This is a genomic window from Streptomyces sp. NPDC059917, from assembly GCF_042730635.1.
GTDB lineage: Bacteria > Actinomycetota > Actinomycetes > Streptomycetales > Streptomycetaceae > Streptomyces.
Genome location: NZ_JBHWLC010000141.1, coordinates 1 through 10,890 on the forward strand (window position 1 = coordinate 1; position 10,890 = coordinate 10,890).

Genomic DNA, 10,890 nt, shown 5'->3' on the forward strand with positions numbered 1-10,890 from the left:
GCCCGGAACCATTCGGTTCCGGGCCCGCCCCTGCGTACCGCTCACTCAAGCGAGAGCGTTCACGCGCCCTTGCTCAGGTCCGGGCCGGAGCCCGTGGCCTCGATCGGGGGGACGTCCGGCAGAGCGGACTTCTCCTCGCCGCGGAAGGTGAACTTGGCGTTCTCGCCCTCGCCCTCCACGCCGACGACCACGATGTGACCGGGGCGCAGCTCACCGAAGAGGATCTTCTCGGAGAGGATGTCCTCGATCTCGCGCTGGATCGTGCGGCGCAGCGGACGCGCACCCATGATCGGGTCGTAGCCGCGCTTGGCCAGGAGCTGCTTCGCGTCACCGCTGAGCTCGATGCCCATGTCGCGGTCCTTGAGCCGCTCGTCCACCTTGGCGATCATCAGGTCGACGATCTGGATGATGTCTTCCTGCGTGAGCTGGTGGAAGACCACCGTGTCGTCGACACGGTTGAGGAACTCGGGCCGGAAGTGCTGCTTGAGCTCTTCGTTGACCTTCGCCTTCATCCGCTCGTAACCGGTCTTGGTGTCGCCCTGGGCCGCGAAGCCCAGGTTGAAGCCCTTGGAGATGTCCCGCGTGCCCAGGTTGGTCGTCATGATGATGACCGTGTTCTTGAAGTCCACGACCCGGCCCTGGGAGTCGGTCAGACGACCGTCCTCCAGGATCTGGAGAAGGGAATTGAAGATATCCGGGTGCGCCTTCTCGACCTCGTCGAAGAGGACGACGGAGAACGGCTTCCGGCGGACCTTCTCGGTCAGCTGGCCGCCCTCTTCGTAGCCCACGTAGCCGGGGGGCGAACCGAAGAGGCGGGAAACCGTGTGCTTCTCGCTGAACTCCGACATGTCGAGGGAGATCAGCGCGTCCTCGTCGCCGAAGAGGAATTCGGCGAGCGTCTTGGACAGCTCGGTCTTACCGACACCGGACGGACCGGCGAAGATGAACGAGCCACCGGGACGCTTCGGGTCCTTGAGACCCGCACGGGTCCGTCGGATCGCCTGCGAAAGGGCCTTGATGGCGTCCTTCTGGCCGATGACGCGGCGGTGGAGTTCGTCCTCCATGCGCAGGAGCCGCGAGGACTCCTCCTCGGTCAGCTTGAACACCGGAATGCCGGTCGCGGTCGCGAGGACTTCGGCGATCAGCTCGCCGTCGACCTCGGCCACGACGTCCATGTCGCCGGCCTTCCACTCCTTCTCGCGCTTGGCCTTCGCCGCCAGCAGCTGCTTCTCCGAATCACGGAGGGAAGCCGCCTTCTCGAAGTCCTGGGAGTCGATGGCCGACTCCTTGTCGCGACGGACGTTCGCGATCTTCTCGTCGAATTCGCGGAGGTCCGGCGGCGCGGTCATCCGGCGGATGCGCATCCGGGAGCCGGCCTCGTCGATCAGGTCGATCGCCTTGTCCGGGAGGAAGCGGTCCGAGATGTACCGGTCGGCCAGGGTGGCCGCCTGCACGAGGGCCTCGTCCGTGATGGAGACGCGGTGGTGGGCCTCGTAGCGGTCGCGCAGGCCCTTGAGGATCTCGATCGTGTGGGGGAGGGAAGGCTCCGCCACCTGGATCGGCTGGAAACGGCGCTCCAGCGCCGCGTCCTTCTCGAGGTGCTTGCGGTACTCGTCCAGCGTGGTGGCACCGATGGTCTGCAGCTCACCACGGGCCAGCATCGGCTTCAGGATCGAAGCCGCGTCGATGGCGCCCTCGGCGGCACCCGCACCGACGAGCGTGTGCAGCTCGTCGATGAACAGGATGATGTCGCCGCGGGTGCGGATCTCCTTGAGGACCTTCTTCAGGCGCTCCTCGAAGTCACCGCGGTAGCGGGAACCGGCGACGAGCGCGCCGAGGTCCAGGGTGTAGAGGTGCTTGTCCTTGAGGGTCTCGGGCACCTCGCCCTTGACGATCGCCTGGGCCAGGCCCTCGACGACGGCGGTCTTGCCGACGCCGGGCTCGCCGATGAGGACCGGGTTGTTCTTGGTCCGGCGGGACAGCACCTGCATGACCCGCTCGATCTCCTTCTCGCGCCCGATGACCGGGTCGAGCTTGGATTCGCGGGCCGCCTGGGTGAGGTTGCGGCCGAACTGGTCGAGGACCAGCGAGGTCGAGGGGCTGCCCTCGGCCGGGCCGCCGGCCGTGGCCGCTTCCTTGCCGCCCCCGGAGTAACCGGAGAGCAGCTGGATGACCTGCTGCCGGACCCTGTTCAGATCGGCGCCCAGCTTCACCAGGACCTGGGCGGCGACGCCCTCGCCCTCGCGGATCAGGCCGAGCAGGATGTGCTCGGTGCCGATGTAGTTGTGGCCGAGCTGGAGGGCCTCGCGGAGCGAAAGCTCCAGGACCTTCTTCGCCCGCGGGGTGAAGGGGATGTGCCCGGACGGGGCCTGCTGGCCCTGCCCGATGATCTCCTCGACCTGCTGACGAACAGCCTCGAGCGAAATCCCGAGGCTCTCCAGGGCCTTAGCGGCGACACCCTCACCCTCGTGGATCAAGCCCAAGAGGATGTGCTCAGTGCCGATGTAGTTGTGGTTGAGCATCCGGGCTTCTTCCTGAGCCAGGACGACAACCCGCCGCGCGCGGTCGGTGAACCTCTCGAACATCGTTTATCGCTCCTCAGAGCGGTCGGGCAGTTCGGGGTCGGTCCCCGCCCTGTCCTTCCGCATGCTAGTCCCGCGGGGCGGGACAGCTCATTCCAACTGCCGACATCCGTCCGCGGCTCACCCCAGTCGGTGGGGAATCTCCGCCATACACAGCCGACAACTGCTCCAACCCGATGGTGCGAGACGATGTTCCCGCAGGCCAGGCAGATACCCGTCACACGTGTACGCCGATGGCGAACGGGAGCCGGTCAAATCAGGGTGCCACCCCGATCTCGCCCCGTTCCACTAGGGATGTCTTACCCGTTGCGACGGACACTCCATGCCGGGGCCACCCGGCTCCTCCGCTAAGGGCGAACAGACTTACGTCACGAATTTGGGATGTCGAGCTTACGGATGTTTACGTTCCGCATTGATCCGGGTGCACTGCGTCACCTCTCCCGTAACTCCTCGGCGTTTCGGGAGTTGCTCCGGGCATGACCCTCACCGTCCCGTTGCCCCGCGTCGCGCCCGAGGAGGCGCACGCCCTCTGGTACGAGCGGGTGCTCGGCTGGACGGCCGCGGGCGGGTCGCCCGCACAGCTGGTCACCGGCACGCGTTTCGACGTGCTGGAGATGCCCGCGGACGCCGGGGCGGAGCTGCTGCGCAGGCCCCTGGCCACGGGCCCGGTGGCCCTCATGGGGCGCAGGATGCGGTTCCTGGTGGCCGCGGGCAGCGCGGACGAGCTGGACGGGCTGCTCGACTGGCTGGAGTGGGGCGGGGTCGCCCTGGATCTGACCGCCCTGGGTGCGGGTGGCCGGATGACTGCGCCCGTTCCCCCCGGCAGCGCCGGGGAAAGTCCTCGGGGGGCCGCCGTGTGGCTGCGGCCCCCCGAGCAGGGGTGTGACGTACTGCTGCCGGCCCTGCCCGGTCCGGGGCAGGGCGCGGGGCCCGATCTCGTCCGCCTGGTCGGCGCGGCGGCGACGGAATGCCACCGTGCCCGCATCAGGCGGCCTTACGGCTCCGGCGTGCCCCTGCGAGGCGCGCCGAATCAGCCCTTGGCGTTCTCGTAGGCCTCGCGGATCTCGGACGGGACGCGACCGCGGTCGTTCACGCTGAGGCCCTTCGCCTTCGCCCAGGCGCGGATCTCCGCGGTGTCGGGGTGACCGGCGGTTGCGGCCGCGCGGCCCTTGGTACGACCCGCTGCGGCGGCGCGGCCACCGGTGCGGCGCCCGCCCTTGAGGTACGGCTCCAGCAGACCGCGGAGCTTTTCAGCGTTGGCGGTGGTGAGGTCGATCTCAAAGGTCTTGCCGTCCAGCGCGAACGTCACGGTCTCGTCCGCCTCGCCACCGTCGAGGTCGTCGACAAGAAGGACCTGAACCTTCTGTGCCACCGGGATTTCCTTTCATCGAAAATGCAGTACGCGGAAAGGAAACCGCTTTTCCCGGAAAAACACAAACCCCCGGGTCAAGGTTCAGGGACACAACATGACGGGAAACGTGCGCGATTCGGACATAGGCCACAGGCGGACGGAGGACCGCAAAAGCCGCTGTGATCGATCGGTTCGGATCGGTTCGTGCATCGGATCCGATCAGAGGTGCAGAAGCATCCGACTGTTGCCCAAGGTGTTCGGCTTCACTCGTTCGAGACCCAGGAACTCGGCGACGCCCTCGTCATAGGAACGCAGCAGCTCGGTGTAGACATCCGTGTCCACCGGCGTCTCGCCGATCTCGACGAAGCCGTGCTTGGCGAAGAAGTCCACTTCGAAGGTCAGGCAGAAAACCCGGTGGACCCCTAGTGCGCGGGCCGTGTGCAACAACTGGCCGAGCACCCGATGACCGACGCCGCCGCCCTTGAGATCGCGGTCGACGGCGAGAGTGCGGACTTCCGCCAGGTCTTCCCACATGACGTGAAGGGCGCCGCAGCCCACCACGCGCCCGTCGGCTTCGCGTTCCGCGACCCAGAACTCCTGGATGTCCTCGTAAAGGGTCACGGGGGCTTTGTCGAGCAGGATCCGCTGCTGTACGTACTGGTCCAGCAGGCGGCGCAGTGCGGGAACGTCGCCGGTGCGGGCACGGCGGATCGTCACTGCTTTTGCATTTGCAGCGTCCTGGACCGGGTCCCGACGCGAATCGTCTTCCATGCCTTCCATGCCCGGACGCTATCGCCCCGGGTCGGCGGGGCGCTCATCGGTATCGGCGGCGCGGCTTTCGGCGCCGCGGCTTTCGGCGGCCGGGGACGCGGCGGGCGGCGGGGCGTCGCCCTGGACGAGCTGGACGGCGGCCCGCAGGGCCTCGCGCTGTTCCGGCGACATCATCCCGAAGAAGGCGACCAGGGCCGCGGCGGGGTTGTCACTGGTGGACCAGGCTTCGTTCATCAGTGCGGCCGAGTAGGCGGCGCGGGTGGAGACCGCCGTATATCGATAGGCGCGGCCTTCGGCTTCCCGCCGGACCCAGCCCTTCTGATGGAGATTGTCCATAACGGTCATGACCGTCGTGTACGCGATGGACCGTTCCTGCTGGAGGTCCTCCAGCACTTCCCGGACAGTGACCGGGCGGTTCCACTGCCACACCCGCGTCATGACGGCGTCTTCGAGATCTCCCAGGGGGCGAGGCACATCAGCACGATAGTGCGGGATGTCCGCAATTGCCTGGTGATCCGGCCGGGGCGCGCAACAAAATCGGGCGTACGGCTTCGCGCCGTACGCCCGGGGCCCGGCCGGAGGAGGCTCCGACCGGCCCTGTGGTGTCAGTTCTGCTGGCGTGCGCCTTCGGCCCGGGCGAGCACCGCGTCGACGGCGGCGTCCTCCTTGGCCTTGTTGGCGCCGCCCTGGCTCTTGACGATCGTCCGGACGAGCAGGACGAAGAGCACGGCCATGACGAAGGGGGGCACGAGCGCGGAAACGTAGTCCATGTGCCCAGCCTAGCTAGCCCACGGCGCGGCGGGACGGCGGGGGCGGGGCCGGGGTGCGGCGGGGCGGGAAGACCTCGCTGGGCTTGGGTACGGGGCGCTCCGCGGTGCCGGGGTCGTCGTGCTCGCCGGGGTGCCGCGGCGGGGAGGGGCGGCGCGGGGGCTCGTCCTCCTTGCCGCCGGCGAGGGCGCGCAGCCGGGTCCGGGGGGCGGCGAGACGGCGGCGCACGGACCGTTCGGCGACCCGGCAGGCCCGGTCCAGCAGCGCGGCGGCGGCGGGGTTGCCGCGCAGGGCGCGCAGGGCGGCCAGGTCGTCGGGGACGGGCTCGTAGCCGGCGGCCAGGGCGTCCCGGAGCAGCTCCAGGTAGCCGGGGAGCGAGCCGGGCAGGGCCTGCCGGTACCGGGCCAGGTCCGCGACGAGGAAGTCTCTGAGTCTCCCCGCTTCCGCGACCGCCTCGTCCACGGACTGCGCCAGGCGCAGGCAGTCCTGGACCTCGGTGGCCGACAGCGGGGCCGTGGGGGATCGGAGGGCGTGGGCGAGCGAGCGCCGGAGCACGTGCAGTTCGGCAGCACTGAACGCCATGCCGCCGCGGGGTCCGTAGGGCGTGGGCATGGCCCGAAGATACGCGCTAATCGGACAAAATTCCTCGAAATCCCCTTTCCGGCGCGGCGAAAGGCCCTCTACCGGCCCTTTGCGGCGCTCGCCCCTCGCATGTACTTGCCAGAGTGGAAAGTTGATGCCATCGTCGCAAGCGTCCGGACGACTCCGAGCGGTCCGGCAGCCGTCACCAGGGGGAACCATGCGCGAATCCGCCGACGCCAGACGCGGGTTGGGCCGCGCCGCCGAGGTCGAGGCGGCGGCCCACAAGGGCAGCGGCTGGTACGCCCGCTACCTGTGGACCTTCGCCGCCGGCCAGCTGGTGCTCGTACCGATGACCGTGCTGTGGCGGGGCGTCACCTCGGCCGTGGTCTTCGGGCTGGCCAACGCGCTGCTGGTGACCGGGCTGAGCGTGTACGCCACCCACCAGCGCGTGGTGCGGCGCGGGTTCGGACTGCGGCACGGGGTGATCATCGGGACCTGGGCGGCGGTCTTCACCCTGACGGTGTCGCTCGGCGTGGCCGCCTTCGGCGCCTCCCCCGGCTTCGCGGCGGCGGCCGCGGTGGCCTGCGCGCTGCCCCTGGCGGTCGGCGCGCTGCTCGAACTACGGCGGCCCGTGTGAGCGCCAGCCATCCGCGGCACGCGCTGGAGCCGCTGCTCAACGCCCCCGTCCGGCTGTCGGTGGTGGCCGCGCTGGCGCCGGTGGACCGGGCGGAGTTCGGCTTCGTCCGGGACCTGGTCGAGATCAGCGACTCGGTCCTGTCGAAGCAGGTCTCGGCGCTGGAGACGGCGGGCTGGGTCGCGGTCGTGAAGGGCCGCGTGGCCCGCCGCCCGCGCACCTGGCTCTCCCTGACCGCCGAGGGCCGCACGGTCTACGCCCGCCACCTGGACGCCCTGCGCGCGATCGCCACCGGCTGAGCCCGCACCGGGCCCCTTCGAGAGGGTCCGGTGCGGGCGAACGCCGCCGCCGCTACTCGAAGTTCGGCGCGTTGCGCTCGTACACCAGCCGCAGGCCGATCAGGGTCAGCCAGGGCTCGTGCTCGTCGATGACCGCGGAGTCGGCCAGGACCATCGGGGCCAGGCCGCCCGTGGCGATGACGCGGACGTCGTCCGGGTCGCCGTTCGGGCCCACCAGCTCCTTGGCCATCCGGGCGACCACGCCGTCGACCTGGCCCGCGAAGCCGTAGACCACGCCCGACTGCATCGCCTCGACCGTGGACTTGCCGATGACGTTGCGCGGGCGCGCCAGCTCGATCTTGCGGAGCATCGCGCCGCGCACGCCGAGGGCGTCCATGGAGATCTCGATGCCCGGGGCGATCACCCCGCCCACGTACTCGCCCTTCACGGACACCGCGTCGAAGGTGGTCGCGGTGCCGAAGTCGACGACGATCGCGGGACCGCCGTAGAGCTCGACCGCGGCGCACGCGTTGATGATGCGGTCCGCGCCGACCTCCTTCGGGTTGTCCGTCAGGATCGGCACGCCGGTCTTGATGCCGGGCTCCACCAGGACCGCCGGGACGTCCCCGTAGTAGCGCCGGGTGACCTCGCGCAGCTCGTGCAGCACGGAGGGGACCGTCGAGCAGATCGCGATGCCGTGGATGCCGTCGCCCAGCTCGTTGCCGAGCATCGGGTGCATGCCCATCAGGCCCTGCATCAGGACGGCCAGTTCGTCGGCGGTGCGCCGCGGGTCGGTGGAGACCCGCCAGTGCTCGACGATCTCGTCACCGTCGAACAGGCCCAGGACCGTCTGGGAGTTGCCGACGTCGATGGTGAGGAGCATCTACCGCTCCTCGCGCAGGTCCAGGCCGATGTCCAGGATCGGCGAGGAGTGGGTGAGACCGCCGACGGCCAGGTAGTCCACGCCCGTCTCGGCGTAGGCGCGCGCCGTCTCCAGCGTCAGGCGGCCCGAGGACTCCAGGGTCGCCCGGCCCGCCACGGCGGCGACGGCCCGCGCGGTCTCCTCCGGCGTGAAGTTGTCCAGCAGGATCAGGTCCGCGCCGGCCTCCAGCGCCTCGGTGACCTGGTCCAGGGTGTCCACCTCGACCTCGATCGGGACCTCGGGGAAGGCCTCCCGCACGGCCTTGAAGGCCTGGGCGACGCCGCCGGCGGCCACCACGTGGTTGTCCTTGACCAGCGCCGCGTCCGAGAGGGACATCCGGTGGTTGACGCCGCCGCCGCAGCGGACCGCGTACTTCTCCAGCGCGCGCAGGCCCGGGGTGGTCTTGCGGGTGTCGCGGACCTTGGCGCCGGTGCCCTCCAGGACGTCGGCCCAGCGGCGGGTCGCCGTCGCGATGCCGGAGAGGCGGCAGAGCAGGTTCAGCGCGCTGCGCTCACCGGTCAGCAGGTCGCGGGTGTGGGCGCGGACGGAGAGCAGCACCTGGCCCGCTTCGACCCGGTCGCCGTCCTCCGCGTGCCGCTCGACCTCGAACGACTCGGTGCAGACCACCGACAGGACGGCCTCCGCGATCCGCAGGCCCGCCACGACGCCCGCCTCGCGCGCCGTGAAGTCGGCGGTGGCGACGGCGTCCTCGGGGACGGTGGCGACGCTGGTGACGTCCACCCCGCCGTCGAGGTCCTCGGAGAGCGCCATGTGGGCGATGTCCTCGACCTCGATGGGGTCCAGACCGGCGTCGGCGAGCAGCTCGGCGAGCGCCGGGTCCAGGCCGGACTCCTCGCCGCCGCCGCAGCCGCAGTCGTCGCCGCAGCCGCCCGCGCCGTCACCGCCGTCGATCAAGGGGAGTTCGGTGTGCTCGTGCTGTTCGGGGGTGCTCACGGTCGCTGCTCCATCATTTCGGTGCCCAGGGGGTGGCGTACGGACGGGAAGTCCGCGGAGTCGGTGGGGGTCACGACCAGGGCGCGCTTCTCCGCGCGGGACAGCCGTACGACCAGGTGGTGGCGCCAGGCCGCGTCGTCGCGGTCGGGGTGGTCCTCGCGCCAGTGGCAGCCGCGGGTCTCCTCGCGGCGCAGGGCGGCGGCGACCAGCACCCGGGCCACGCACAGGAGGTTGGTGGCCTCCCAGGTGTCGGTGCCGGGCTCGGCCGTCTTGCCGTGGGCGTCGAGGTCGTGCAGCGCCGCCGTGTACAGGGCCTGCAGGGCGGTGGCCGCGCCGCGCAGGGAGTCCGCGGAGCGCAGCACGCCCGCGCCCGCGGTCATGATCCGCTGGATCTCCAGGCGGGCCTCGGCGGGCAGCAGCGGTCCGGTGGAGGGGACGGGGATGCCCGGGCCGTGCGAGGCGGGCCGGTGGGAGACGATGTCCGCGGCGATCCGCTCGGCGAAGACCAGGCCCTCCAGCAGGGAGTTGGAGGCGAGCCGGTTCGCGCCGTGCACCCCGGTGCAGGCGACCTCGCCGCAGGCGTACAGGCCCGGGACGGTGGTGCGCCCGTCGAGGTCGGTGCGCACGCCGCCGCTCGCGTAGTGCGCGGCGGGCGCGACCGGGATCGGCTCGGTCACCGGGTCGATGCCGTGGGCGCGGCAGGCGGCCAGGATCGTGGGGAAGCGCTGCTCCCACATGGCGGCGCCGAAGTGCCGGCCGTCCAGGTACATGTGGTCGACGCCCTGCTCCAGCATGCGCCGCGTGATGCCCTTGGCGACGATGTCGCGCGGGGCCAGCTCCGCCAGCTCGTGCTGGCCCACCATGAAGCGGACGCCGTCCGCGTCGACGAGGTGGGCGCCCTCGCCGCGCACCGCCTCGGACACCAGCGGCTGCTGGCCCTCGGCGCCGGCGCCGAGGAAGAGCACCGTCGGGTGGAACTGGACGAATTCGAGGTCGGAGACCTCGGCTCCGGCGCGCAGCGCGAGGGCCACGCCGTCGCCGGTGGACACCGAGGGGTTGGTCGTCGCGGAGAAGACCTGGCCCATGCCGCCGGTCGCCAGGATCACGGCGGGCGCGTGGACGGCGCCGACGCCGTCGTGCTGGCCCTCGCCCATGACGTGCAGGGTGACCCCGGCCGTGCGGCCCTCGGCGTCGGTCAGCAGGTCCAGTACGAGCGCGTTCTCGACGGTCTCGATACCGGCGTCCTGGACGGCCTCGACCAGCGCCCGGGAGATCTCGGCTCCGGTGGCGTCGCCGCCCGCGTGCGCGATCCGGCGGCGGTGGTGGCCGCCCTCGCGGGTCAGCTCTATCTCGCCGGTCTCGGCGGACGTGTCGAAGACGGCGCCGGTCTCGATGAGCCGGCGCACCGCGCCGGGCCCGTCGGTGACCAGCAGCCGCACGGCGTCCTCGTCGCACAGGCCCGCGCCCGCCACGAGGGTGTCGTCCAGGTGCTGCTCGGGGGTGTCGCCGTCGCCGAGGGCGGCGGCGATGCCGCCCTGGGCCCAGCGCGTGGACCCGTCGTCGAGGCGCGCCTTGGTGACGACGACGGTACGGCGGCCCGCGGCCGCGCAGCGCAGCGCGGCCGTCAGGCCCGCCACGCCGGAGCCGACGACGACCACGTCCGCCTCGACGGACCAGCCGGGGGCGGGGGCGTGCAGCCGTATGCCGGTACCGCCCGCCGGGGTACCTGCGCCACCACTGCCAGTGCTCACGAGTGTGCTCCGAACTCCAATGGAAGGTTGTCGATCAGCCTGGTCGTGCCGACTTTCGCGGCGACGGCCAGTACGGCCGGCCCGAAGTGACCGGGGCCGACCTCGGTGAAGTCTGCGGGGTCCACCAGGGCCAGGTAGTCCAGGAGCAGCGGGGGTGTGTCACGTCCCGCCTCCTCCAGGACCTGGCGCGCGGCGGTCCGCACGGCGTCGGGCAGCCCGCCGCGCGCGGCGGCCACCGCGTGGGCGTCGGCGGAGGCGCGGGCCTCGCCGAGCCGGGCCAGCGCTCCGGCCCGGCCG

13 protein-coding genes are annotated in these 10,890 nt (G+C 71.1%); 3 read left to right on the forward strand and 10 right to left on the reverse strand.

Features of this window, described 5'->3' with window-relative positions:
- Nucleotides 1-59: 59 nt before the first annotated feature.
- The gene (locus ACFWAR_RS38185) at nucleotides 60-2,585 is read right to left on the reverse strand and encodes an ATP-dependent Clp protease ATP-binding subunit (RefSeq protein ID WP_385787970.1); all 2,526 of its coding nucleotides are present in this window, start codon (nucleotides 2,583-2,585) and stop codon (nucleotides 60-62) included.
- Between the two features lie 473 nt (nucleotides 2,586-3,058).
- On the opposite strand from ACFWAR_RS38185, the gene ACFWAR_RS38190 reads away from it, so the two are divergent.
- Nucleotides 3,059-3,634 carry an SCO3374 family protein gene (locus tag ACFWAR_RS38190; protein WP_385787973.1) on the forward strand — a complete coding sequence of 192 codons (576 nt, stop codon included), beginning with the start codon at nucleotides 3,059-3,061 and terminating at the stop codon, nucleotides 3,632-3,634.
- Here ACFWAR_RS38190 and ACFWAR_RS38195 read toward each other — a convergent pair.
- From ACFWAR_RS38195 to ACFWAR_RS38215, 5 genes are all read right to left on the reverse strand, one after another.
- A complete protein-coding gene (locus tag ACFWAR_RS38195; protein WP_354380576.1) occupies nucleotides 3,613-3,954 on the reverse strand; it encodes an Lsr2 family protein in 342 nt (113 codons plus the stop codon). The genes ACFWAR_RS38190 and ACFWAR_RS38195 overlap by 22 nt on opposite strands.
- A gap of 198 nt (nucleotides 3,955-4,152) precedes the next feature.
- Nucleotides 4,153-4,704, reverse strand: coding sequence for an amino-acid N-acetyltransferase (locus ACFWAR_RS38200; RefSeq protein ID WP_385787993.1), 552 nt, complete (start codon nucleotides 4,702-4,704; stop codon nucleotides 4,153-4,155).
- Between the two features lie 18 nt (nucleotides 4,705-4,722).
- Complete coding sequence (locus tag ACFWAR_RS38205; RefSeq protein WP_385787975.1) at nucleotides 4,723-5,178, reverse strand: BlaI/MecI/CopY family transcriptional regulator; 456 nt, start codon at nucleotides 5,176-5,178, stop codon at nucleotides 4,723-4,725.
- Between the two features lie 131 nt (nucleotides 5,179-5,309).
- Nucleotides 5,310-5,474, reverse strand: coding sequence for a hypothetical protein (locus ACFWAR_RS38210; protein WP_354380578.1), 165 nt, complete (start codon nucleotides 5,472-5,474; stop codon nucleotides 5,310-5,312).
- A 13-nt stretch (nucleotides 5,475-5,487) separates the two neighbouring features.
- Nucleotides 5,488-6,054, reverse strand: a complete 567-nt coding sequence (locus ACFWAR_RS38215) for a hypothetical protein (RefSeq protein WP_385787996.1) — start codon at nucleotides 6,052-6,054, stop codon at nucleotides 5,488-5,490.
- 217 nt (nucleotides 6,055-6,271) lie between these two features.
- Between ACFWAR_RS38215 and ACFWAR_RS38220 the strand changes: the two genes are divergently transcribed.
- Together ACFWAR_RS38220 and ACFWAR_RS38225 are read left to right on the forward strand one after the other, a co-directional pair.
- Entirely contained in the window at nucleotides 6,272-6,691 is a 420-nt protein-coding gene (locus ACFWAR_RS38220) for a hypothetical protein (RefSeq protein WP_385787977.1), read from the forward strand.
- The gene (locus tag ACFWAR_RS38225) at nucleotides 6,688-6,987 is read left to right on the forward strand and encodes a winged helix-turn-helix domain-containing protein (protein ID WP_385787978.1); all 300 of its coding nucleotides are present in this window, start codon (nucleotides 6,688-6,690) and stop codon (nucleotides 6,985-6,987) included. Before ACFWAR_RS38220 ends, ACFWAR_RS38225 begins: the two co-directional genes overlap by 4 nt.
- A 52-nt stretch (nucleotides 6,988-7,039) precedes the next feature.
- On the opposite strand, the gene ACFWAR_RS38230 is transcribed toward ACFWAR_RS38225, so the two are convergent.
- The 4 genes from ACFWAR_RS38230 to ACFWAR_RS38245 form a co-directional block, all read right to left on the reverse strand.
- A complete protein-coding gene (locus ACFWAR_RS38230; RefSeq protein ID WP_385787981.1) occupies nucleotides 7,040-7,849 on the reverse strand; it encodes a type III pantothenate kinase in 810 nt (269 codons plus the stop codon).
- Nucleotides 7,850-8,842 (reverse strand): carboxylating nicotinate-nucleotide diphosphorylase, encoded by a 993-nt coding sequence (gene nadC, locus ACFWAR_RS38235; RefSeq protein WP_385787984.1) that lies wholly within the window; start codon nucleotides 8,840-8,842, stop codon nucleotides 7,850-7,852.
- The gene (locus ACFWAR_RS38240) at nucleotides 8,839-10,593 is read right to left on the reverse strand and encodes an L-aspartate oxidase (protein WP_385787987.1); all 1,755 of its coding nucleotides are present in this window, start codon (nucleotides 10,591-10,593) and stop codon (nucleotides 8,839-8,841) included. Before ACFWAR_RS38240 ends, nadC begins: the two co-directional genes overlap by 4 nt.
- Nucleotides 10,590-10,890, reverse strand: a 301-nt coding sequence (locus tag ACFWAR_RS38245; RefSeq protein ID WP_385787990.1) for a pantoate--beta-alanine ligase, incomplete at its 5' end; no start/stop codon positions are given. The genes ACFWAR_RS38240 and ACFWAR_RS38245, both read right to left, overlap by 4 nt.

Bases quoted from the DNA above. Each gene is read 5' to 3' on its own strand.
- ACFWAR_RS38185 (WP_385787970.1), bottom strand. From the start codon at position 2,585: ATGTTCGAGAGGTTCACCGACCGCGCGCGGCGGGTTGTCGTCCTGGCT.
- ACFWAR_RS38190 (WP_385787973.1), top strand. From the start codon at position 3,059: ATGACCCTCACCGTCCCGTTGCCCCGCGTCGCGCCCGAGGAGGCGCAC.
- ACFWAR_RS38200 (WP_385787993.1), bottom strand. From the start codon at position 4,704: ATGGAAGACGATTCGCGTCGGGACCCGGTCCAGGACGCTGCAAATGCA.
- ACFWAR_RS38210 (WP_354380578.1), bottom strand. From the start codon at position 5,474: ATGGACTACGTTTCCGCGCTCGTGCCCCCCTTCGTCATGGCCGTGCTC.
- ACFWAR_RS38215 (WP_385787996.1), bottom strand. From the start codon at position 6,054: ATGGCGTTCAGTGCTGCCGAACTGCACGTGCTCCGGCGCTCGCTCGCC.
- ACFWAR_RS38220 (WP_385787977.1), top strand. From the start codon at position 6,272: ATGCGCGAATCCGCCGACGCCAGACGCGGGTTGGGCCGCGCCGCCGAG.
- ACFWAR_RS38230 (WP_385787981.1), bottom strand. From the start codon at position 7,849: ATGCTCCTCACCATCGACGTCGGCAACTCCCAGACGGTCCTGGGCCTG.